This window comes from Burkholderia sp. AU45251 (assembly GCF_030482905.1).
Classification (GTDB): Bacteria; Pseudomonadota; Gammaproteobacteria; order Burkholderiales; family Burkholderiaceae; genus Burkholderia; species Burkholderia aenigmatica.
The window spans coordinates 62794-85909 of the sequence record NZ_JAUJQH010000001.1 but is presented as its reverse complement, the minus strand read 5'-3'; the positions used below and the strand labels follow the sequence as shown (position 1 = coordinate 85909).

The following is a 23116-nucleotide window of genomic DNA, read 5'->3' as shown; positions in this document are numbered from 1 at the left end:
AGATCCGCCGGCTTTTTGGTTGGAGAACCCATGCGAGCCATCATTCTTGCGGCAGGCCTCGGCTTGCGCCTGCAACAACCGCCCGAGGCGCAGTTCCCGAAGTGCCTGCTGCGCTTCGACGACGTTTCGCTGCTCGAGCGGCATCTGCGCGTGCTCGATGCCGCGGGCGTCGACGAGATCGTGCTCGGGCTGGGCTTCCAGCACGAGAAGGTCGAGCAGGAATTGAAGCGCCTCGGCCGCCAGGCCGAGATCGTGATCAACGACCGCTACGACCTCGGCAGCGTGTTGACCGTGCATACCGTCGCCGATGCGATGACGCGCGGCGGCGACGTGCTGCTGATGGACGCCGACGTGCTGTATGACGAGAACATCCTGCATGCGCTGGTGGCCGATTCCGACAAGGCGGTCGACCGCCTGCTGATCGATCGCGACTTCGAGGCCGGCGACGAACCCGTCAAGCTGTGCCTGAAGAACGGCGTGCCGGTCGAGTTGCGCAAGCAGCTCGCGGTCGACCTCGAATACGACACGATCGGCGAATCGGTCGGCTTCTTCCGCTTCACGGAAGGCACCGCGCGCCGCCTCGCGACGATCGTCGCGGGCTACGTCGACAGCGGCCGCGCGAACATGCCGCACGAGGAAGCCGTGCGCGACCTGCTGCTCGAAGGCGGTCATTCGTTCGACGTCGCCGACGTCACCGGCTCGCCGTGGATCGAGATCGACTTCCCGAACGACGTCGCGCGCGCCACGCAAGACATTCTCCCCCTGATTCAACGTACTACCGCAGGAGCTGCACGATGAATGCACGCGAACCCAACTTCTCCGAATCGCGCAGCGCACGCCTGCGCCGCATGCTCGTCAGCAACGAACTCGAATTCCTGATGGAAGCGCACAACGGCCTGTCCGCGCGGATCGTCCGCGAGGCCGGCTTCAAGGGGATCTGGGCATCGGGCCTCGCGATCTCCGCGCAGTTCGGCGTGCGCGACAACAACGAGGCGAGCTGGACCCAGGTCGTCGACGTGCTCGAATTCATGGCCGACGCGAGCGACCTGCCGATCCTGCTCGACGGCGACACCGGCTACGGCAACTTCAACAACGTGCGCCGCCTCGTGAAGAAGCTCGAGCAGCGCGGCATCGCGGGCGTCTGTATCGAGGACAAGCAGTTCCCGAAGACCAACAGCTTCATCGGCGGCGAGCGCCAGCCGCTCGCGGAAATCGACGAGTTCTGCGGCAAGATCAAGGCCGGCAAGGATTCGCAGAGCGATCCCGACTTCTCGATCGTCGCGCGTGTCGAAGCGCTGATCGCGGGCTGGGGGATGGACGAGGCGCTGCGCCGCGCGAACGCGTATGCGGAAGCCGGCGCGGACGCGATCCTGATCCACAGCAAGCTGTCGCGCCCGGACGAGATCCTGCAGTTCGCGCGCGAATGGAGCGGCAAGGCGCCGCTCGTGATCGTGCCGACCAAGTACTACAGCACGCCGACCGACGTGTTCCGCCAGGCCGGCATCAGCACCGTGATCTGGGCGAACCACCTGATCCGTGCGTCGGCATCCGCGATGCAGGCGACCGCACGCGAGATCCACGAGAGCGAAACGCTGATCAACGTCGAAGACCGCGTTGCATCGGTCAACGAAATCTTCCGCCTGCAGGACGCCGACGAATACTCGGCGGCCGAGCGCATCTACCTGTCGTCGTCGTCGCGCGCGTCGAACGCCGCGATCGTGCTGGCGGCCAGCCGCGGCAAGGGCCTCGAGGCCGTGACCGAAGACAAGCCGAAGGTCATGCTGCCGGTCGCCGGCAAGCCGCTGCTGCGCTGGCTCGTCGACGGCTTCAAGACGCACGGCGTGAACGACATCACCGTGGTCGGCGGCTATCGCGCCGACGCGATCGACACGTCGGGCATCAAGCTCGTCGTCAACGAGCGCCATGCGCAGACGGGCGAACTCGCGTCGCTCGCATGCGCGGCCGAACGCCTGACCGGCGACACCGTGATCTCGTACGGCGACCTGCTGTTCCGCAGCTACATCGTGCGCGACCTCGCGGAAAGCGAAGCCGAGTTCAGCGTGGTGGTCGATTCGTCGCTGACCGAGCCGACCAACCAGAGCGTGCGTGACTTCGCGCTCTGCTCGGCGGCCGACGATCGCGGCCTGTTCGGCCAGAAGACCTACCTGCAACGCGTGTCGAGCGACGTCGCCGCAGGCACGCCGCATGGCCGCTGGATCGGCCTGCTGAACGTGCGTGGCGCCGGTGTCGACCGCCTGAAGGCGATGCTCGCGACGCTGCAGGCGCGCGACGATTTCGACACGCTCGACATCCCGACGCTGCTCAACGAACTGATCGCCGCCGGCGAGAAGATCGAGGTGCAGTACGTGCACGGCCACTGGCGCGGTGTGAACGATCTCGAAGACTTCCGCCGCGCGGGCGACTTCGCGCACGGCCAGACGCCGCTGTCGCAACCGGGCGCCCGTAACGGGGGCGCGCAATGATCGAAGCGGCCCAGTTCGTCGAGGCCGCGCGCGAGCGCGGTTTCGACTGGTACGCGGGCGTGCCCTGCTCGTACCTGACGCCGTTCATCAATTACGTGCTGCAGGACCCGACGCTGCATTACGCGTCGGCCGCGAACGAAGGCGACGCGGTCGCGCTGATCGCGGGCGCGACGCTCGGCGGCAAGCGCGGCATTGCGATGATGCAGAACTCGGGGCTCGGCAACGCGGTGAGCCCGCTCACGTCGCTGACCTGGACGTTCCGCCTGCCGCAGCTCCTGATCGTCACGTGGCGCGGCCAGCCGGGCGTGGCCGACGAGCCGCAGCACGCGCTGATGGGGCCGATCACGCCCGCGATGCTCGACACGATGGAGATCCCGTGGGAGACGTTCCCGACCGACCCCGAACAGGTCGGCCCGGCACTCGACCGCGCGATCGCGCACATGGACGCGACGGGCCGCCCGTACGCGCTCGTGATGCAGAAAGGCAGTGTCGCGCCGTATGAACTGAAGGCCAACCCGGCCGCGACGCCGCGCGCGCATGTCGCCGCGCAAGCGTCGTCGCGCGCCGCGTCGGCCGACACCTGGCCGACCCGCCAGGACGCGCTGCAGCGCGTGATCGCGCACACGCCGGTCGATTCGACCGTCGTGCTCGCGTCGACCGGCTTCTGCGGCCGCGAACTCTACGCCATCGACGATCGCCCGAACCAGCTGTACATGGTCGGCTCGATGGGCTGCGTGACGCCGCTCGCGCTTGGCCTCGCGCTCGCGCGCCCCGACCTGCGCGTGGTCGCGGTCGACGGCGACGGCGCCGCGCTGATGCGCATGGGCGTGTTCGCGACGCTCGGCACCTACGGCCCGGCCAACCTCACGCACGTGCTGCTCGACAACGGCGCGCACGAATCGACGGGCGGCCAGGCGACGGTGTCGCAACATGTTTCGTTCGCGGGCGTTGCTGCCGCGTGCGGGTATGCGTCGGCGGTCGAAGGCGACACGCTCGACGTGCTCGATACGGCGCTGGCCGAGTCGCACGACGGGGCGCAGTTCGTGCGCCTGGCGATCCGCACCGGCGTGCCCGACGGCCTGCCCCGCCCGACCGTCACGCCGGTCGAGGTCAAGACCCGTCTGATGCGGCACATCGGCGCCGCGCAGACCGAAGCCCACGTTGAAGGAGCCCATTGATGCTGCTGCTGAACCCCGGCCCGGTCACGCTCACCGAACGCGTGCGCCGCAGCCTGCTGCAACCCGACCTGTGCCATCGCGAAAGCGAATTCTTCGATCTGCAGGATGAAGCGCGTCAGCGTCTCGTCGCCGCGTACGAACTCGATCCGGCTGAGTGGACGGCCGTGCTGATGACCGGTTCGGGTACGGCCGCTGTCGAAAGCATGATCGCGGCGCTCGTGCCGAAGGACGGCAAGCTGCTCGTGATCGAGAACGGTGTGTATGGCGAGCGGATCACGCAGATCGCGACGCAGTACGGGATCGCGCACGATGTGCTCAAGCATGAGTGGATGCACGCGCCCGACCTCACGCAGATCGGTGCGAAGCTCGATGCGGGCGGTTACTCGCACGTCGCCGTGATTCATCATGAAACGACGACGGGCCGACTGAACGATCTCGGGGCGATCGCCGAGGTGTGCCGTGCGCGCGGCGTGAAAATGCTCGTCGACGGCGTCAGCAGCTTTGGCGCGGAAGCGATCGACTTCGCCGGCGGCGACATCGACGCGGTCGCCGCGACCGCGAACAAGTGCCTGCACGGCGTGCCGGGGGCAGCGTTCGTGATCGTGCGCCGCAGCGCGCTCGCGAAGGCGGCGAGCCGTACCTACTACCTCGATCTCGGCCGTCTCGCGAAGCTGCAGGATCAACGGAATACGCCGTTTACGCCTTCCGTGCACGCGTATTACGCGCTCGTCGAGGCGCTGCGCGAGTTCGATGAGGCCGGTGGCTGGCGTGCGCGGCATGCGCATTACAAGGCGCTCGCCGATCAGGCACAGGCCGGGCTCGCGGCGCGCGGGATGCCGCTGGTGCTGCCGGAAGGTGAATCGTCGGTGGTGCTTCGTGCTTATCGGTTGCCGCAGGGTGTGACGTACGAAACGCTGCACGACGGGTTGAAGGCACGAGGCTTCGTGATCTACGCGGGGCAAGGCGGCTTGTCGAAGGAGCTGTTCCGCATCTCGACGATGGGCGCGATCCAGGCGGCCGATGTCGATCGGTTGCTGGAGGGGTTTACGGCGCTGACGCGGTAAGTGCCTGACTCCTTCGTCTACGAAAGGCCCGCAAGGGCCTTTTTTTATTGTTCGCGGATTTCGCGGCCATTGAAACCGGGCAACGCGCGAGCACAACGAGCGCCTCGGCAACCGTCGAAGGCACGCGCTACTCCACCTCGATCGCCACCACGGATCCGGTCCAGCCATTCGCTCCTTCGGTGGCGATAACGAGCAGGTCGCCAGTGCCTGGCGCGACAACAACGCGCTCACCGCCCTCTGCCCAGATCGCACTACGACCGGCCGGCTCCCAACCACCGGTGATGCCGCCATGATTGGCCATCAGTACGACCATATTGTGTTTGGCCGCATAGCCGGCCAACAGCCCGGTATCGTACGGGTACCCGTTGTCGGTAATGAGCGCGCTCGCCGCGTAGACACGCGCCCCCGAATCTGCCGCGTTCGCCGCGTGGGAGGCATGCGCGAAATCGGCGCATATGGCCAACGCGATCGGATTCCCGTCAACGATCACCTCCGGGCCGCCGTTTCCGGCTGCAAACACCATGTCTTCGCCTGGATGCAAATGCTGTTTGGTGTGCGCGTGTATGCCATGAGCGCCAAGCGTGAACGCGCCGATGAACACCTCCGGTTGGCCTTCATGCATCAGGGGCGCCCCGACGACGATGGACATGCCCAGTCGCTGCACCTCGGCCAACAACGGCAGGAGCCGTGGGTCCTCGCATCCCATGGCGAGTTGACGGCCAAGCTGCTGCTCGTATCCCGTCAAGGACAGTTCGGGAAAGACCAGATACTTGACGCCGTGTTTCGCAGCAGCATGGACGAAGGTCAAATGCCGAGCCACGTTGGTTTCGATGTCTCCTGCTTTGGCGCTGAACTGCGCAGCGGCGATCGTGAATGTGTCCATGAGAGATAGAGTCGGTGGTTCGCGTAGGCGTCTCGCAGTATCAAGGTCTTGTTTCGAACCGACTACAATGGATACTTATTGATCTATTGAATATTGTTATGTCTCCGCGGGATATCGAAATCTTTCGAGCCCTGATGACCGCCGGTACGACAGCGCGCGCCGCCGAGTTGCTGGGGATCAGCCAGCCTGCGGTCAGCCAAGCCATTCAGCGGGTCGAGTCGTTTGCCGCCGTGCGATTGTTTGAGCGCATTCGCGGACGCATGATCCCGACGAACGAGGCGAATGTCCTGATGACCTCGATCGAGCGATACTTCGTGGGCTTTGAAACCGTTGAACACGTCATTCGCAGTCTGGGCTCGTACAAGCAGGGGCGACTCGTGATTGCCTGCTTCCCCGCCCTGGGGAACTGTTTTCTGCCGCGCGCCATCGCCGGATTTCATCGCGACTCGCCCGGCATTCAGTTGTCGTTGCAAGTCATGAGCTCCCGAGAGGTGCATCAGCAAGTTCAATCCGGCGTGGCCGATATCGGCTTGATGGCTAGCGAGATGCCGACTTCTGGCCTCGAGCATTCGGTATTCAGCGCACTGCCTGGCGTCATCGCCATGGCGCCCGATCATCCGCTGGCTCAACGGGCGGTCGTTACACCGGCGGATCTGCAATCCGATCACTTCATTTCACTGAACGCGGAGGATGTCACACGACGCGCGCTGGAAGCAGCACTGGCACACGAAGGGATCACGCTACGAACGGTCGTCGAAACGCCCTACTCGATCAGTGCCTGCGAGTTCGCACGCAGTGGCGTCGGACTTGCGTTCGTCCATCCCGTCGCGGCCATCGACTTCATTCCTCGTGGACTTGTCATCAAGCGCTTTTCGCTGGATGTGCCGTTCCAGGATCGGATCATTTTCCGCCCGGGCAAGCCCTTGTCCGAGCATACGAAATCGATTCTGAAACTGCTTCGGCTGCAACTGGACAAGGACTGCAAGCAACTGCAGCTTGCATTGAAGGGCAGGAAAAGTACGGGTCGTCACGCATGACCTGTGCATCGCGCGTTGGCCGGCCGCTCCGGATCGGCAAGCGACATCCACGGCATCCATGAAGAGCCTTCTTTCATCGTGAACATGAGAATCCTCCGCTTCGCCCCGCTGCTGGCGCTCGCCGCCGCCTCCGCTGTCCAGGCTGCCGACAACCAGGCGTGTGATGACGCAACCGTCGTTGCGGTCGCCCGCTGGGCCGGCGTCGCGAGCGCACGCCTCGCCGCGCGCGACACGAACCGGCTCGTTGTGGCATCGGCGTGCAAGGTCATGCCGAACGCGCCGGAAACGACGATCGCGGCTGTCGCGTTCGATTCGCTGCCAAAGAGCAAGAACCCGGACGAAAGCAACAAGCTGCAGGTCGTCGCGCTTGTCGAAGGCGGCAAGGTCGTGGCGGCCGAACGGTCGGTGGTTCAGGAGGATGCCGTCACGGAAGTCGATGCAAACAGCTATCGCATTGATACCGCACCCTACCGACTGGCCCCCGACGTGCGCGCGTTCGGCGTCGTGTTCACGAGCAGCGCGCGCGGGCCAAGCTGCCCCGATGCCAACACCAGCGACGAGCTGACGCTGTGGGTACGCGAAGGCAATCGCTTGCGTACGGTCTTCGGCACCAACCTCGCCGGTTGGGTCAACACCGACGACAAGCATGCGGTCTGCAGCCCCGGCATCGCCGACGACGCGATCGTATCGGCCACCATGACGATCGGCGTCGAAAAGACTACAAGCCACGGATTCGCCGACCTGTCGATCACCGCGCGTGTCGACCCGCCGCAGCGCAAGGACAAGCGCCCGGTCCGCACGACCGTCCGCTACGACGGCAAGTCGTACGGGATCAACATGTACCGGAACTTCTGGTATCCGCCTTCGGTCATGAAATAACGCGCTGCGTCAGCGCGCGTCCGACAGGTCGTTGTACGCATCCATCACGCGCCCGGAAAACGCCAGCGCCGCGCCGGCGTTCATCGCCACGGCGACACCCAGCGCTTCGGTCAGCTCGGCCTTCGATACGCCGAGTTCGATCGCCTTCTTCACGTGATTCGCGATGCAACTGTCGCATCGCGTCGTGACGGCCACGGCCAGCGCAATCAGTTCGCGCGTCTTCGCGTCCAGGTTGCCGGTTTCGGCGCCGGCCTGATGCAGCATCCGGTAACCATCGATCGTCAAAGGACTCAGTTCCTTGATGTCCTTCATACTTTGTCCGATCTTCGGCAGGAACTGCCGCCAGTTTTTCAGCATGAAACGTGTCTCCGCAAGTGGATCGATCCAGTCGATTGCCGGGAGCGCCATGCAACCCACGGCATCCGGCGATGCTCAAAAATAGCATCGGGATCGTAGCAAATCCACGCAGCAATGTTGGTCCGATCGGACAATCGCAGCACTGCCCTTATTTGACGACCGCATTCGTCTCGATGCACTCCGGCGGCGCCGGTCTGAGCAGCGCATCGTCGCGCACACGTCGCGCCTCGCGCGCCGAATAGCGATCCTTCAACCGCAGGAACGGTTTCTCGACCAGGAAGTAACTGGCCGTCGCGGCCATCAGCGCCCATACGATCCCGAGCGGAAACGCGTGCGGCACCGCCAGATCCGGATTCGCGAACGGCTGCTGCCACAGATAGAGGCTGAACGAAATCGTGCCGACGAACACGACCGGCCGCGTGCGCAACCATCGCGCACACCAGAACTCACTGCGGAAATTCAGCACGACGATCACGATCGCGATCAATGCGGCTTCGAGCGTCACGCCATACGTCGCATTCCAGAACCCGCCGAGCCGATGTTCGGCGAGCGGCATTCCGAACAGCACGATCAAGACGATCGCCGTCACGATGCGCGTCTCGCCACGCCACGTGCGAATCCACGCTTCGAGCCGTTCGCGGTTGAGCGACGCATAGCAGCCGATCAGGATCGGATCGACGCCCGTGTGAAGCATCATCCCGAGTTGCCCGCGCAGCGCGGGCGCAACGAAATAAGTGACCGCGCGCACGAGCGGCACGATCAGGATCAGCGCGGCCAGCCAGCGCGTGCCGCGGCGGCGCATGCCATACATGAACAGCAGCGGCCAGAACCAGTAGAACTGTTCCTCGAGCGCAAGCGACCAGAAATGGCCGAGATACCACGCGCCGTCCGGATGCAGCGTGTTGTCGCCAGTCAGCCCGAACCACGCCGAGTAGTTCCACAGGTGCAGCGCCGCATACAGCCACTGCCGGCGGTCGACGTCGAACCAGCCGGCGAAGGCCACGATCGCGACCGCCGCGAGATAGACGTAGCAGGCCGGCCAGATCCGCAGCGCGCGGCGCACGTAGAACGACGTCAGCGCGATGCCGCCCGTGCGTGCGAACTCGGCGCGCAATACGTTGGTGATCAGGAAACCGCTGAGGACGAAGAAGATCAGCACGCCGAGCCGGCCGTCGGCGATCAGCCGCAACGGCGCGTACCAGCCGGTGTAGCCGCCGGGCAGCACGTGTTCGGCGTGTCCGACTACAACCATCGCCACCGCGACGGCGCGCAACCCGGTCAACTGCGTGACGCGATGGTTCATCGGCTGGTTTCCGTTGGCACGGTGGATGGGCAGCAGACCGGCGCCCCCCGCTACGGCACGCCGATATGCCGCCGGGATTTTGTATGAAAAATATCGGAATGAAATTGCTTCAAAAATCCCCAGGGCAAACACCGGTGGCAACGCCGCGCCAGAGCAAGCCGGCATCAGGCGCGGCGAATGGGCATAATGACAAGCCTTGTCCGGCGGCGGCCGGTCCGATGCCAACACAACGATTTTTGCGGCGGCGCAATATCCGTAGCCTTCCGCCCGCTCACCGGCCCGCGCCTCGTCCGCCCCCTGTCGCCCCTTACCCGGAGCCTGCCTGTGTACCCACCGATCGAACCTTACGCCCACGGCCACCTCGACACCGGCGACGGCCACCGCATTTACTGGGAGCGCTGCGGCAACCCGGCCGGCAAGCCCGCCGTGTTCCTGCACGGCGGCCCCGGCGCCGGTTGCAGCCCCGACCATCGCCGCCTGTTCGATCCCGAGCGCTACGACATCCTGCTGTTCGACCAGCGCGGCTGCGGACGCTCGACGCCGCATGCCAGCCTCGAGAACAACACGACGTGGCATCTGGTCGCCGATATCGAACGCCTGCGCGAGATGGTCGGCGCGGAAAAGTGGCTCGTGTTCGGCGGCTCGTGGGGCAGCGCGCTGTCGATCGCGTACGCGGAAACGCACCCCGAGCGCGTGAGCGCGCTGGTCGTGCGCGGCATCTTCACGATGCGTCGCGCGGAATTGCTGTGGTACTACCAGGAAGGCGCATCGTGGCTGTTCCCCGACCTGTGGGAAGCCTTCCTTGCACCGATTCCGGAAGCCGAGCGCGGCGACCTGATGGCCGCCTACCATCGCCGGCTGACCGGTGACGACGAAGCCGCGAAGCTCGAAGCCGCGCGCGCGTGGAGCATCTGGGAAGGCCGCACGATCACGCTGCTGCCCGACCCCGCACTGGCCGCGCACTTCGCGGACGGTCACTACGCACTTGCGTTCGCGCGGATCGAGAATCACTACTTCGTGAACAAGGGCTTCGTCGAAGAAGGCCAGCTGCTGCGCGACGCGCATCGCCTCGCCGGCATTCCGGGGGTGATCGTGCAAGGTCGCTATGACGTCGCGACACCCGCGCGTACCGCATGGGAGCTGTCGAAGGCATGGCCGGACGCGACGTTCGAGATCGTGCCCGGCGCCGGGCATGCGTACAACGAGCCGGGGATCCTGGAAGCGCTGATCGCCGCAACGGACCGGTTCGCGAACCAGGACTAGGACACGCCCTCAGGCAACGCCGCTGGCGAGCACGTTGACCTGACACGAGCCCTCCAACCATTGCGCCGGCCGGATGTGCCGCGCCATGAAGTTGGAGGCCGTGCCGTCATCGCGCGTCGCGGCGCATTGTCGGATCGCATGCTCACCGAGCAATCTTTCCTTACCAAAGGCCGATTCATGGCAATGAGCTTGACGGAACCCCGTCGCGAGAATCTCGAACACCCTGCTGTCAAATCGCTTGCCGTGCGGGTGAACGGCCTGCGCATTCATACGAAAGTGGCCGGAGCCGGCCGTGCCGTCGTGCTGCTGCACGGCTGGCCGCAAACGTCGTACGCATGGCGCAAGCTCATGCCGTTGCTTGCGCCTCACTGCAGGGTCATCGCGCCCGATCTGCGCGGATTCGGTGACTCCAGCAAGCCCGCGGCTGGCTATGACAAGAAAACCGTCGCAGGCGACATCGCCGCATTGCTGCATGCGCTGCAGATCGACCAGGCGTGCATCGTCGGACACGATATGGGCGGCCAGGTAGGCTACGCGTTCGCCGCACTGTATCCGCAACTCACGGAGCGGTTCGTGTTCATCGAGAGCGGCCTGCCAGGCTTCGGCCAGGAAAAGGCGATGAACGTGGCCACAGGCGGCAGCTGGCACTTCGGCTTCAATATGGCAGGCGACATTTCCGAAGAGCTGGTCCGCGGCCGTGAAGCGCTGTTTGTCCGTCACTTTGTCCGACGCGACACGGTCGGCACCGTCGATCCCGAATCCATCACGGAAGCCGATATCGACGTCTACGCGACGGCGCTCACGCAGCCCGGCGCCCTGCGTGCGAGCTTCAGCTACTACCGCACGCTCCTCGTGGATCTCGGCGACAACAAGACGCTCGGAGAAAAGAAACTCGACATGCCAGTCCTCGCCATAGGATGCGAATTCGGGTACGGCGAAGGGTCGAAGGCCACCATGGAGAAGGTTGCGTCCAACGTGCGCGGGGTCGTGCTGCGCGACTCCGGCCACTATCCCGCCGAAGAGCAGCCGGAACAGCTTGCGTCCGCCCTGCTCGATTTTCTCGGGCAATGATCGACCGGGCGCGAATCACGCGGGGCCTCGTGCCCGCCCTCGTCCGATGATGCCCGTCCATCGCCGGGCGTCGCGGAGCTGTGCCGTCAATCCGCGCCACGAGTGCGCGGATTGATCCGACTCAGGCGCTCATAGCGCGGTTTCGACGATCGTCCTGCCGCTGATTGCCCGCTCGACGAGCTGTTCGTCGCCGACCTTGCGGATCGCATCGTCGAGCAGTCCTTCCGGCGCCTCGGTCGCCACCTTCAGCAAGCCCGACAGGCCGCGCGCATCGAGCACCACCAGCGTCTCCATCGAATCCGCACGGCTCACCAGCACGCGGCGCCACGCCGGCCCCGCACCGAAGCTCGCGCAGAGCGCAATCGTGTCGCTGCCGAGCGTGTAGTCGAAGTTCTTGATCATGATCCGCCGCCGTTGCAAGGGGATGGCGATGCGCGACGGTGCGGTGCCGTGACGTCGACGCACCCGCGCGTGCCGCCGGTGCCCCGGATCGAGTCCGATCCGTTCGCCGGCGTGACCATGCTAGGCGTGCAGTATTAACGAAGACTTAAACGGCATTCGCGCGGGCACGCGGCATGCCGCATACGTCAGGGCGCGTCGAGCGGCTCCACCGTCACGCCGACCTTCAGCTCCTGATCCGCGCCGCCACCGCGGATCACGCCCCGCAGCGGTGTCACGTCCGCATAGTCGCGACCGATCGACAGCATCACGTAGTCGTCGCCCGGCGCGCGATCGTTGGTCGGGTCGAGCTGCAGCCAGCCGTTGTCCTCGGGCCACGCCGGGTCGTACACCTCGACCCACGCATGCGACGCGTCGGCGCCGATCAGCCGCGGCTGCCCGGGTGGCGGCTGCGTGAGCAGATAGCCGCTCACGTAACGCGCGGCGAGCCCGAGCGAGCGCAGCGCGCCGATCATCACGTGCGCGAAATCCTGGCACACGCCCTTGCGCAAGCGCAGCGCATCGAGCGCCGACGTCGTGATGTCGGTGCTGTTCGGCGTATACGCAAAATCGGCATGCACGCGCCGCATCAGCTCCCACGCGGCCTGCACGAGCGGCCGTTGCGGCGTGAAGCTCGCGGCCGCATACGCGGCGAGCTCGGGATCGCACGCGACATGCGGCGACGTGAACACGAATTCGCTCGCCGCGTCGTAAGGCTGCCCCGCGCGGAACCGCAAGCGGTCGCGCACGGCTTCCCACGGCGTCGCCTGTTTCGCGTCGGGTTTCGCGATGGCGGGCGGCGGCTCGCCGCGCGCACCGAGCGACCACACGGGCGGCGTCACGCGTACCGTGCTGCGGCTGCGCACGAGCAGCGCGTCGTGCGGCTGGTTCAACGCAAACGATGCGCGCGCGTTGCCGAATGCATCGATCTCGGTCCCGACCGATTCCGGCGCGGGATCGATGTCGAGCGCGAACGACAGCACCTGCTGGCGCGGCGTGACGAGCGGTTGCAGGCGCGCCTGGTGCTGCGCCGATTCGACGCGCGCCGCGTAACGGTATTCGGTATCGTGCGTGACCCGCAGCAACCGGCCGCGCGTCACGTCGGCCATCGCGGATGCCGGTGCCGATGCGTTCCGCGCATTCCCGGAACCGGGTGGCGCTTTCGCCGCGCCTTTCGTCGTCACCATAACGTCCTGCCCGCCTCGCGCACGTGGCTGAAATAGCGCTCGCCGATCCGGTTCGACAGTTCCCAGACCGCCTTCGCCGTCGTATCGAGTGCATCGAGCAGCTTGTCGTGCCGGCCGCCGTCGCCGGTCTCGCACAGCTCGTGCAGCGACCAAGCGGGGACGTCGGGAATCGTCTCGGCCAGCTCGGACAGCGCATAGCCTTCGCTGCGCTCGACCTTCGTCAACCGGCCGCGCAGCGCCTGCACGACCCAGCCGAGCGAACGCGGGTTGTCGGTATCGAGCACGACGAGCGACAGCAGCGGCGCGACGTCGAAGCCGCGCTGGAACCGCGAACGGAACGTGATCGTGCTGTCGAACAGTTCCAGCACGAGCTCGAAGCCATCCTGCCGGTGCACGGCGCCTTCGTCGAACGCAAACTTCAGCACGCTGCACAGGAAATCCAGCCGGTCGATCTGCCGGCCGATCGACAGCAGCCGCCAGCCGTCGTCGCGCGTCATGTTGTCGGTCTGCGCGCCGGTGATCGCGCCAAGCAGCAGGCCGAGGCGCGCCAGCAGTTGCAGCGCCTCGTTGCCGATCTGCTCCTCGGCTTCCGGCTGGCCCGCACTGTCCGCAAACAGTTGGGTCGCGTCGTCGATCAGCCGCCACTGGTCGCTCGACAGCCGTTCGCGAATCGCGGCGGCCGCGCCACGCATCCCGAACAGGCACGACGCGATGCCCGACGTGCGATCCGCGCCGCGCGTCAGCGACGTCGCGAGCGCGTGCTGGAACGCACGCGGCGCATCGACGGCGTTCGGCGCATCGGCCGCGATCAGGCCCGTGTCGCGGCACAGCGTGTCGAGCAGTTCCAGGTGCGCGGGGCTGTCGACGTCGTCCTCTCCGCGCAGCCGTTCGAGCGCCGCCCGCGCGAGCCGCATCAGGTTGGTCGCACGCTCGGTGTAACGGCCGAGCCAGAACAGGTTCTCGGCCGCCCGGCTCGCGATCGCGCGCGGCCGCTCGACGAGATCGTCGGGGCCGAGGTGCGTCTGCAGCAGCGTCGTCGAATCGACGATGCCTTCGGTCATCACCCATGTATCGACGGTGCTGCCGCCGCGCGGCATCGGCGCGTTGAACAGCGTATCGCGCGTACCGACCCGCGACAGCCCGCCCGGCAGGAGCCGCCAGCGCTGCGCGCCGTCGGCGAGCGCGAACACGCGCAGCAGCAGCGGCTTCGGCACGATGCGCGCGCCGCCGTTGCCATCGGGTGCGTCCTGGCGCGGCCACGTCGGCGCCTGCGACAGCGGCAGGTCGGCCTGCACCGTGTAGTGCTCGGGCCGCGCGAGGATCCGCGCGCGCCACTCGGCCAGTTGCGCCTGCGTGAGCCGCGCGCCGATCACCGGCTCGAACGGGCCGCCGGCCTGGACGTCGGGTGGATAGGATGCCTTGACGATGCCGCGCGCGAGCTGCGGCAGCGCGTCGTCGCACGCGGCCGCCTCACCGCACCACCACGAATGCACGGCCGGCAGGGCCAGCGTTTCGCCGAGCAACCCTTCCGCGAGACGCGGCATGAAGCCGAGCATCGCCGGCGATTCGAGGAAGCCCGAACCCGGCGCGTTCGCGAGCAGCACGTTGCCCGCGCGCACGGCCTGCAGCAGACCCGGCACGCCGAGCATCGAATCGGGCCGCAGTTCGAGCGGATCGAGCCACGCGTCGTCGACGCGTCGCAGGATGCCGTGCACGGGTTCGAGCCCGCGCAGCGTCTTCAGGAAGACGCGGTTGTCGCGCGCGGTCAGGTCGCCGCCTTCGACGAGCGTGAGGCCGAGGTAGCGCGCGAGATACGCGTGCTCGAAATACGTCGCGCTGTGCGGCCCCGGTGTGAGCAGCACGATCCGCGAATTCTTGCGGGCCGGGCTGAGCGCCTGCATGCTCTGCAGCAGCGCGCGGTACGCGGACGCGAGCCGCTGCACGCGCAGCCCGCGAAACCCGCGCGGAAAGAGCCGCGACACGATCAGCCGGTTTTCGAGCAGGTAGCCCAGGCCGGCCGCGCCCTGCGTGTGCTGCGCGACGATCCGCCACTGCCCGTCCGGGCCGCGCGCGAGATCGAACGCGACGACGTGCAGCCAGGTATCGCCCGGCACGCGCGCGCCGCGCATCGCGCGCAGGTAGCCGGGATGCCCGGTGACGAGCGCGGGCGGCAGCAGCCCGCGCTCGAGGATCGTCTGCGGCCCGTACAGGTCGGCCAGCGTCGCGTTGAGCAGCCGCACGCGCTGCAGCACGCCGCGCTCGATCGCGACCCAGTCCTCGGGCGTGACGATCAGCGGCAGCAGGTCGAGCGACCACGGGCCGGCCGCGCCGTCGCCGGCGCGCTGCTCGTGCAGTTGATAGAACAGGCCGTTCTCGCGCATGCGCCGGTACAGCGCGTCGGCGCGGCGATCGAGATCGGCCACACCGTCGCTGCCGATCGACGTGAAGAAGCTGCGCCACGCGGGCGCGAGCGCAGGCGCGTTCAGGCCGGCCGCGCTGCCGCGCAGCTCGTCGTAACGGCCGGCGGCGGCCGGCGCCGCGAGCGCGGCGGCCAGTTCGGCGGCGTCCGGCTGCGCGCCGGTATCGAAAAGCGTGGGCATCGCGTCGGGGGCGGCGAGATGATCGGTGTCAGTGGGCGGCACGGTGTCGTTCCGTCGTCAGGGCGCGGCCGCGCACGCGCGCCGCCACCCGGGCGGCGGGCGGCGGGCCGCGGCGCGCGGCCGCAATCTGCCCGCATCCTAGCATTCCGGCGGGGCCGCCAGCGACCGCCGCACCCGGGTGTCGCGAACCGCGCATCGTCGCCCGTCCTGTCATCGTCCGGTCACGGCCGCCGCAGGTCGAGCGTGAACGGGAATTCGCGGCTCGGCGCGGCAGCCGCGACATCCATCCGCCCCGGCGTATGCCCCATCTCGACGAAGCGTGCGAGCCGGCGGCTTTCGGCCTCGTACGCATTGACCGGGAACGTCGCGTAGTTGCGCCCGCCCGGATGCGCGACGTGATAGCGGCAGCCGCCGAGCGAGCGCTGCAGCCACGTATCGACGATGTCGAACGTGAGCGGCGCGTGCACGCCGAGGGTCGGATGCAGCGCGGACGGCGGCGACCACGCCTTGTAGCGCACGCCCGCGACGTATTCGCCGACGGTGCCGGTCGGCTGCAGCGGCAGTGCGCGGCCGTTGACCGTCACGACGTGCCGGTTGTCGTTCAACCCCGTCACGCGCACTTCGAGCCGTTCGACCGACGAATCGACGTAGCGCACCGTGCCGCCGGGCGCGCCCTCCTCGCCCATCACGTGCCACGGTTCCAGCGCGCCGCGCAGCGACAGCTGCATGCCGTTCACCGCGATCTGGCCGAACAGCGGGAAGCGGAATTCGAAGTGTGGCGCGAACCATGCCGGATCGAACGCGAAGCCGGCGTCGCGCAGTTCGGCCAGCACGTCGTCGAAATCCATCTGAAGAAACGCGGGCAACATGAAGCGGTCATGCAGCGCGGTGCCCCAGCGCGTGAGCGGCGTCGTGTACGGCGTGGCCCAGAAACGCGCGACCAGCGCGCGCAGCAGCAGTTGCTGCACGATGCTCATCCGGGCATGCGGCGGCATCTCGAACGCGCGCAGTTCGAGCAGGCCGAGCCGGCCGGTCGACGAATCGGGCGAATACAGCTTGTCGATACAGAACTCGCTGCGGTGCGTGTTGCCGGTCACGTCGATCAGCAGGTTGCGCAGCACGCGGTCGACGAGCCACGGCGGCATGTCCTGCCCGAACAGCAGCTTGTTGCGCTGGATCTCCGCGAACGCGATGTCGAGCTCGTAGAGCTGGTCGTTGCGCGCCTCGTCGACGCGCGGCGCCTGGCTCGTCGGCCCGATGAAGAGCCCCGAGAACAGGTACGACAGCGACGGATGGTTGTGCCAGTACGCGATCAGGCTCGCCAGGAGATCCGGGCGGCGCAGGAACGGGCTGTCGGCCGGCGTCGCGCCGCCGAGCACGAAGTGATTGCCGCCGCCCGTGCCGACGTGACGGCCGTCGACCATGAACTTCTCGCTGCACAGCCGCGACTGCCACGCGGCGTCGTACAGGAATTCGGTGTGATCGACCAGCTCGTCGAAATTCGCGGCCGGATGGATGTTCACCTCGATCACGCCGGGATCGGGCGTCACCTGCAGCAGCTTCAGCCGCGCATCGCGCGGCGGCGGATAGCCTTCGAGCACGAGCTTCACGCCGAGCGCGTGCGCGGTCAGCTCGATCGCGCCGAGCAGGTCGAGATAATCCTCGAGCGCGGCAAGCGGCGGCATGAACAGGTACAGGATGCCGTTGCGTACTTCGACACACAGCGCGGTGCGCGTGATCCACGCAGCCGATTCGAAACGCTCGGGGAGGCGACTCGGGTCGCGCGCGGCCGGCCGCCCTTTTCCGGCCGTGCCGTCGTCGCGCCACTGCATCACGGCCTGTGCGGCCGCCTCGCGATGCACGCCGGACAGGTAGCGCGGCGCATCGGCCGGGCCCGCGTAGCGCGCGCGGATCGCGGCGGCGTCCGGCAGCCCGTCGCGCGGCGCGAACGGATCGCGCTCGACGAGGTACGGATAGTCGGCACGGCTCGCCCACGGCAGCGAATCGAGCGGCAGCCGATAGCCCATCGGCGAATCGCCGGGCATGAGGTACATCCGCTCGTCGCGGAAGAACCACGGGCCCGTCTGCCAGCGCGGGCCGTCGAGGCCCGGTGCATCGTCTGCACGCTTGACCGGCAGCACATAGCCGACCACGCTGTCGAGCTGCTGCTCGAACACCTTGCGCAACCGCGCGCGCTCGAGCTCGTCGTCGAGACGCGAGTCGAACGGGTCGACGTTGACCGGCAGCCGGCGCTCGCGCCACAGGTAGTACCAGACGTCCTCGTAGCCGGGCCGGATGAATTCGCCGGTCAGGTTCAGCCTCGCGGCCAGCGCGTCGATGAAGCGCTTCGCGTCGTCGGTCGTATAAGCGGACGGCTCGCGCTCGTCGGCGAACAGCGACGGATCGTGCCACACCGGCTGGCCATCGGCACGCCAGAAGATCGACAGCGCCCAGCGCGGCAGTTGCTCGCCCGGATACCACTTGCCCTGCCCGAAATGCAGGAAGCCGCCGTCGCCGTATTCGGCGCGCAGCCGCTGCACGAGCTCGGTTGCGTAGCCGCGCTTGGTCGGGCCGAGCGCGTCGGTGTTCCACTCGGCGCCGTCGCGATCGTCGATCGACACGAAGGTCGGCTCGCCGCCCTGCGTGAGCCGCACGTCACCGGCCGCCAGCGCGCCGTCGACCTGCGTGCCGAGCGCCAGCACCGCATCCCATTGCGAGTCCGTATACGGCTTCGTCACGCGCGGCGATTCATACACGCGCGTCACGCTCATCTCGTGCTCGAACGACACCTCGCACTCGTCGATCAGCCCCTCGACCGGCGCCGCGCTGGTCGGCTGCGGTGTGCAGGCCAGCGGAATGTGGCCCTCGCCGGCGAGCAGGCCCGAGGTCGGGTCGAAGCCGATCCAGCCGGCGCCCGGCAGATAGACCTCGCACCACGCGTGCAGGTCGGTGAAGTCGACCGACGTGCCGCTCGGGCCGTCGAGCGACTTCACGTCGGGCGTGAGCTGGATCAGGTAGCCCGACACGAAACGCGCGGCGATGCCTAGGTGGCGGCACAGCTGCACGAGCAGCCATGCGCTGTCGCGGCACGAGCCGGAGGCCAGCTCGAGCGTCTCCTCGGGCGTCTGCACGCCCGGCTCCATCCGCACGAGATAGCCGATGTCGCGCTGCAGTTGCTGGTTCAGCGCAACGAGGAAATTCACGGTGCCGGCCGGCGTGCGGTCGACGCCGTCGAGATACGTGCGGAACAGTTGCGACGCGCTCGTCTGCGGGTCGCACACGAGATACGGCGCGAGCTCGGTCTTCAACGCGTCGTCATAGCTGAACGGGTATTGCTCCGCGCTCGCTTCGAGGAAGAAGTCGAACGGGTTGTACACCGACATCTCGGCGACGAGATCGATCGTGATCTCGAAGTGCTCGGTGCGCTCCGGAAACACGAGCCGTCCAAGATAGTTCGAGAACGGATCCTGCTGCCAGTTGATGAAGTGCTGCGCGGGCTCGACCGTCATCGAATACGCGAGGATCGGCGTCCGGCAGTGCGGCGCGGGCCGCAGCCGCACGACCTGCGGGCCGAGGTTGACGAGCCGGTCGTAGCGATAGCGGGTGGTGTGATGCAGCGCGACGTGGATGGACATGGGAGCTCGGTTCGGGTTGGGCCCGCCGCGCGCCGCGTCGCGCTCGATGCGACGCGGTGGCCCGGCCTGGCGGATTCGGCGAAAGCGTGCGTCGGGTCAGACGAGTTCCGGCGTCTGCACGACGCTGATCTCGACGCCGACGGCCGTCGCGCCGAGCCCCGTCACCGGCTGCGCGTCGCGATAGTCGAGGCCGACCGCGATGCGCACGTAGCGCTCGTCCGGGCAGCGATTCATGAACGGATCGAACCCGACCCAGCCGAGCCCTTCGACATAGGCCTCGGCCCACGCATGGCCGGCCGGCTGCTGCATCAGCCCGGCCGCTTGCGGCTGCGCACCGTGCGCCGGCTGCGGCATCCCTTGCGACTGCGATTGCGCGGCATGCGACGCGCCGAGCACCTGCTGCATGCCCTCGCCGCTCTGCAGCGCGAGCGCTTCTTCCTCCTCCTCGCTGTCGCCCGTGTTCTGCTTCGCGTCGGCGATGCGCTGCATCGCGCTGTCTGCCAGCACGTAGCCCGAGATATAGCGCGCGGGAATCTTCAGCACGCGCGCGGCTGCGATGAACGCATGCGCATGATCGCGGCTCGTGCCCTCGCCGCTTTGCAGCGCGGTTTCCGCATCGACGGGCGCTTCGGCGGCCAGGTTCGGCGCATACGCGATGCGGTCGTGCACTTCCGTCATCAGCCAGTGCAGTGCATCGAGGCTGTGCGGCTCGATCGGCAGCGCTTGCGCGAGTGCGCGAACGGTGTCGCCCGCCTTCGTGAGCGCCGTTTCGCGCTCGAAGATCCACGGCGGCGCATAGCCTTCAGGATTACCGAGTATGCCCGCGCGGTCCTGCGTCTCGACGACGCCGGCCGCGATGACGACGATTTCGGCCTTCGCGCCGCGGTCGTGCCGCACGAGGTCGATCCGGTTGCCGAGCCCGTCGGCATAGGACAGCGTCGGCTCGACACCGTCGATCGTGACCTGCCACGCGCGCACCGTCTGCCCGGGGCCCGACTGCGGACGCAGCCGCAGCCGTTGCAGGGCATGGGTGGCTTGATCGTCGAACTGATAACGCGAGATGTGTCGGATGGCGAGTCGCATGGCAAGTCTCAGTCGAAGTTGTAAGCCTGGGCAATTTCGAGCCCGAGGCTGTTGTTGCGGCCGATGAAGTCGGTCAGGAACTCGTGCAGGCCGCTCTTGAAAATCCGCTCGACCGAGGTGTCGGACAGCATCTGCAGGATCTTCGCGGCCGTGTCGTGACACGGATGTGTCACGCCGTAATCCTTCGCGAGCAGGTTCAGGCTCGACACGACACGCCCGTAGCAATAGCGCAGCGAGCGCGGCATGCGGCCGTTCAGGATCAGGTAGTCGGCGATGTTCATCGGCTTGTACTGCACGTCATACACCCAGCGGTACGAACGGTGCGCGGCGACGCAGCGCAGGATCGTCTCCCACTGGTAGTTGTCGAGGATCGTGCCGACGTGCGACACCGACGGCAGCAGCAGGTGGTATTTGACGTCGATGATCCGTGCGGTGTTGTCCGCGCGCTCGACGAACGCGCCGATCTGCGCGAAATCGAAGATCTCGTTGCGCAGCATCGTGCTGTAGAAGCTGCCGAGGATCAGCGCGGTCTCGCGCTTCACCTCGTCGAGCACGGCCGGCAGTTCGCTCTCCGGCACCGGCTGCGCGAGCGCGCGGCGCAGCGCGAGCCACGCGCCGTTCACGCTCTCCCACGCCTCGCGCGTGAGCGCCGTGCGCACCATCCGCGCATTCGAGCGCGCGGCCTCGATGCACGACAGCACGCTCGACGGGTTGTCGCGGTCGCGCAGCAGGTAGTCGGTCACGGTATCGGCCGCATACGCATCGTATTTCTGCCGGTAGCCCTCATCCGTGCCCGAGCTGACGAGCACCGACGACCATTCGGCCGGCGCGTCGGACGTGCGCGTGAGCGCCATCCGCAGCCCGGCATCGACGATGCGCGCGATGTTCTCCGCGCGCTCGATATAGCGGTACATCCAGTAGAGACCGCTTGCAGTACGTCCCAGAAGCATCTCGTGTCCACTCCGTCTTCGTTCGGTTGGCGCGCCGGTTCCGGCGCGCGCGGTCGCGTCCGGCTCAGTCGGCCAGCACCCAGGTGTCCTTGGTGCCGCCGCCCTGGCTCGAGTTGACGACGAGCGATCCCTCCTTCAGCGCGACGCGCGTGAGCCCGCCCGGCGTGATGCGGATCCGGTCCGACACCAGCACGAACGGCCGCAGGTCGACGTGGCGCGGCGCAAGGCCGGCTTCGGTCAGGATCGGCGTCGTGGACAGCGCAAGCGTCGGCTGCGCGATGTAGTTCGCGGGGCGCGCGCGCAGCTTCGCGGCAAAGGCTTCGAGCTCGGCCTTCGACGCGCACGGCCCGACCAGCATCCCGTAGCCGCCCGAACCGTGCACTTCCTTCACGACCAGTTCGTCGAGATGGTCGAGCACGTACTTCAGGCTGTCGGCCTCGCCGCAGCGCCAGGTCGGCACGTTCTCCAGCAGCGCCTTGCGCCCCGTGTAGAACTCGACGATCTCCGGCATGTACGAGTAGATCGCCTTGTCGTCGGCGATGCCGGTGCCCGGCGCGTTCGCGATCGTGATGTTGCCCGCGCGGTAGACGTCCATGATCCCCGCGACGCCGAGCACCGAATCGGGACGGAACGTGAGCGGATCGAGGAACGCGTCGTCGACGCGGCGGTACAGCACGTCGATCGGGCGGAAACCCTCGGTCGTGCGCATCGCGACACGGCCGTCGATCACCTGCAGGTCGCTGCCCTCGACGAGATGCACGCCCATCTGGTCGGCGAGGAACGAATGTTCGTAGTACGCGGAATTGTGGATGCCGGGCGTGAGCACGGCGACGGTCGGGTTATCGGCGTTGCCGCCCGGCGGGCACACGGCCGCGAGCGACTGGCGCAGCATCTGCGGATAGGTTTCGACCGGGCGCACCTTCACCTGCTGGAACAGCTCCGGGAAGAGCTGCATCATCGTCTCGCGGTTTTCCAGCATGTACGACACGCCGGACGGGGTGCGCGCGTTGTCTTCCAGCACGTAGAACTCGTTCTCGCCGGTGCGCACGATGTCCACGCCGATGATGTGCGTGTAAACGTTTCCGGGCGGCCGGAAGTCGATCATCTCCGGAATGAACGCTTCGTTGTGCGCAATCAGGTGCTTCGGCACGATGCCCGCGCGCACGATTTCCTGGCGATGGTAGATGTCGTCGAGGAACGCATTGAGCGCCATCACGCGCTGCTCGATGCCGAGCGACAGCCGGCTCCATTCGGCGCCCGAGATGATGCGCGGGACGATGTCGAACGGAATCAGCCGCTCGGCGGCCTCCGCGTCGCCGTAGACGGCGAACGTGATGCCCGTCTTGCGGAACACGCCTTCCGCGTCGTGGGCTTTCTGGGCGAGGCTCGCGGGATTCTGCGTGTCGAGCCACTGCTTCAGGCGCGCGTAGGGCGCCCTTACCATGTCGCCGGATTGCAGCATTTCATCGAATGGCTTCATCGATCTTTTCTCCATCGATCGTTTTCCCCGGCATTGCGCATGCCGGACCGGCGTAACGACTGCGTCGCAAGGAACGTGCCTTGCGCGATCCCCTCGATAATCCCCCCTTTTTGCGCCGCGCCAGGCACGCCTGCGCGGCATGACGCACCACGGCGGTGCAGCGCCCGACGCGACGGGCGACGACGGTGCGTCGCAGGCGCGCGTGCCCCATGCTGCGCTGCGACT

Annotated in this window: 18 protein-coding genes; 8 read left to right on the top strand and 10 right to left on the bottom strand. The window is 67.2% G+C overall.

Features of this window, described 5'->3' with window-relative positions:
- Window positions 1-30 precede the first annotated feature (30 nt).
- The 4 genes from QZM67_RS00365 to QZM67_RS00350 are packed head-to-tail and all read left to right on the top strand — an operon-like array spanning window position 31 to window position 4725.
- Window positions 31-798 carry a phosphocholine cytidylyltransferase family protein gene (locus tag QZM67_RS00365; RefSeq protein WP_301800190.1) on the top strand — a complete coding sequence of 256 codons (768 nt, stop codon included), beginning with the start codon at window positions 31-33 and terminating at the stop codon, window positions 796-798.
- Window positions 795-2483 carry a phosphoenolpyruvate mutase gene (gene aepX / locus QZM67_RS00360; RefSeq protein ID WP_301800189.1) on the top strand — a complete coding sequence of 563 codons (1689 nt, stop codon included), beginning with the start codon at window positions 795-797 and terminating at the stop codon, window positions 2481-2483. The genes QZM67_RS00365 and aepX overlap by 4 nt, the downstream gene beginning before the upstream one ends.
- Window positions 2480-3661 carry a phosphonopyruvate decarboxylase gene (aepY, locus tag QZM67_RS00355; RefSeq protein ID WP_301800188.1) on the top strand — a complete coding sequence of 394 codons (1182 nt, stop codon included), beginning with the start codon at window positions 2480-2482 and terminating at the stop codon, window positions 3659-3661. The genes aepX and aepY overlap by 4 nt, the downstream gene beginning before the upstream one ends.
- Window positions 3661-4725, top strand: coding sequence for a 2-aminoethylphosphonate aminotransferase (locus tag QZM67_RS00350; RefSeq protein ID WP_301800187.1), 1065 nt, complete (start codon window positions 3661-3663; stop codon window positions 4723-4725). The genes aepY and QZM67_RS00350 overlap by 1 nt, the downstream gene beginning before the upstream one ends.
- A gap of 127 nt (window positions 4726-4852) precedes the next feature.
- Here QZM67_RS00350 and QZM67_RS00345 read toward each other — a convergent pair whose 3' ends face one another.
- Entirely contained in the window at window positions 4853-5608 is a 756-nt protein-coding gene (locus QZM67_RS00345; RefSeq protein WP_301800186.1) for a carbon-nitrogen hydrolase family protein, read from the bottom strand.
- Window positions 5609-5706: 98 nt separating this feature from the next.
- Between QZM67_RS00345 and QZM67_RS00340 the strand changes: the two genes are divergently transcribed.
- A complete protein-coding gene (locus QZM67_RS00340) occupies window positions 5707-6645 on the top strand; it encodes a LysR substrate-binding domain-containing protein (protein WP_301800185.1) in 939 nt (312 codons plus the stop codon).
- An 84-nt stretch (window positions 6646-6729) separates the two neighbouring features.
- A complete protein-coding gene (locus QZM67_RS00335) occupies window positions 6730-7524 on the top strand; it encodes a multidrug ABC transporter ATPase (protein WP_301800184.1) in 795 nt (264 codons plus the stop codon).
- Window positions 7525-7533: 9 nt separating this feature from the next.
- Here the strand turns inward: QZM67_RS00335 and QZM67_RS00330 are convergent, their stop codons facing one another.
- Complete coding sequence (locus QZM67_RS00330; RefSeq protein ID WP_041490973.1) at window positions 7534-7878, bottom strand: carboxymuconolactone decarboxylase family protein; 345 nt, start codon at window positions 7876-7878, stop codon at window positions 7534-7536.
- Window positions 7879-8029: 151 nt separating this feature from the next.
- Complete coding sequence (locus QZM67_RS00325) at window positions 8030-9184, bottom strand: acyltransferase (protein WP_301800183.1); 1155 nt, start codon at window positions 9182-9184, stop codon at window positions 8030-8032.
- A 324-nt stretch (window positions 9185-9508) separates the two neighbouring features.
- On the opposite strand from QZM67_RS00325, the gene pip reads away from it, so the two are divergent.
- The gene (gene pip / locus QZM67_RS00320) at window positions 9509-10447 is read left to right on the top strand and encodes a prolyl aminopeptidase (RefSeq protein WP_301766663.1); all 939 of its coding nucleotides are present in this window, start codon (window positions 9509-9511) and stop codon (window positions 10445-10447) included.
- A gap of 138 nt (window positions 10448-10585) precedes the next feature.
- Window positions 10586-11518, top strand: a complete 933-nt coding sequence (locus QZM67_RS00315; RefSeq protein WP_301800182.1) for an alpha/beta fold hydrolase — start codon at window positions 10586-10588, stop codon at window positions 11516-11518.
- 129 nt (window positions 11519-11647) lie between these two features.
- Here QZM67_RS00315 and QZM67_RS00310 read toward each other — a convergent pair whose 3' ends face one another.
- From QZM67_RS00310 to QZM67_RS00280, 7 genes are all read right to left on the bottom strand, one after another.
- Window positions 11648-11920: a hypothetical protein gene (locus QZM67_RS00310; RefSeq protein ID WP_205823210.1), complete on the bottom strand. Its 273-nt coding sequence runs from the start codon at window positions 11918-11920 to the stop codon at window positions 11648-11650.
- A gap of 185 nt (window positions 11921-12105) precedes the next feature.
- The gene (locus QZM67_RS00305; RefSeq protein ID WP_301800181.1) at window positions 12106-13143 is read right to left on the bottom strand and encodes a transglutaminase family protein; all 1038 of its coding nucleotides are present in this window, start codon (window positions 13141-13143) and stop codon (window positions 12106-12108) included.
- Window positions 13137-15743, bottom strand: a complete 2607-nt coding sequence (locus QZM67_RS00300) for a circularly permuted type 2 ATP-grasp protein (RefSeq protein WP_301801382.1) — start codon at window positions 15741-15743, stop codon at window positions 13137-13139. Before QZM67_RS00300 ends, QZM67_RS00305 begins: the two co-directional genes overlap by 7 nt.
- 221 nt (window positions 15744-15964) lie before the next feature.
- Window positions 15965-19378 (bottom strand): DUF2126 domain-containing protein, encoded by a 3414-nt coding sequence (locus QZM67_RS00295; RefSeq protein ID WP_301800179.1) that lies wholly within the window; start codon window positions 19376-19378, stop codon window positions 15965-15967.
- 96 nt (window positions 19379-19474) lie between these two features.
- Window positions 19475-20461: a transglutaminase family protein gene (locus QZM67_RS00290; RefSeq protein ID WP_301800178.1), complete on the bottom strand. Its 987-nt coding sequence runs from the start codon at window positions 20459-20461 to the stop codon at window positions 19475-19477.
- An 8-nt stretch (window positions 20462-20469) separates the two neighbouring features.
- Window positions 20470-21411, bottom strand: a complete 942-nt coding sequence (locus QZM67_RS00285) for an alpha-E domain-containing protein (protein WP_301800177.1) — start codon at window positions 21409-21411, stop codon at window positions 20470-20472.
- 64 nt (window positions 21412-21475) lie between these two features.
- Window positions 21476-22891: a circularly permuted type 2 ATP-grasp protein gene (locus QZM67_RS00280; RefSeq protein WP_043183281.1), complete on the bottom strand. Its 1416-nt coding sequence runs from the start codon at window positions 22889-22891 to the stop codon at window positions 21476-21478.
- Window positions 22892-23116 lie beyond the last annotated feature (225 nt).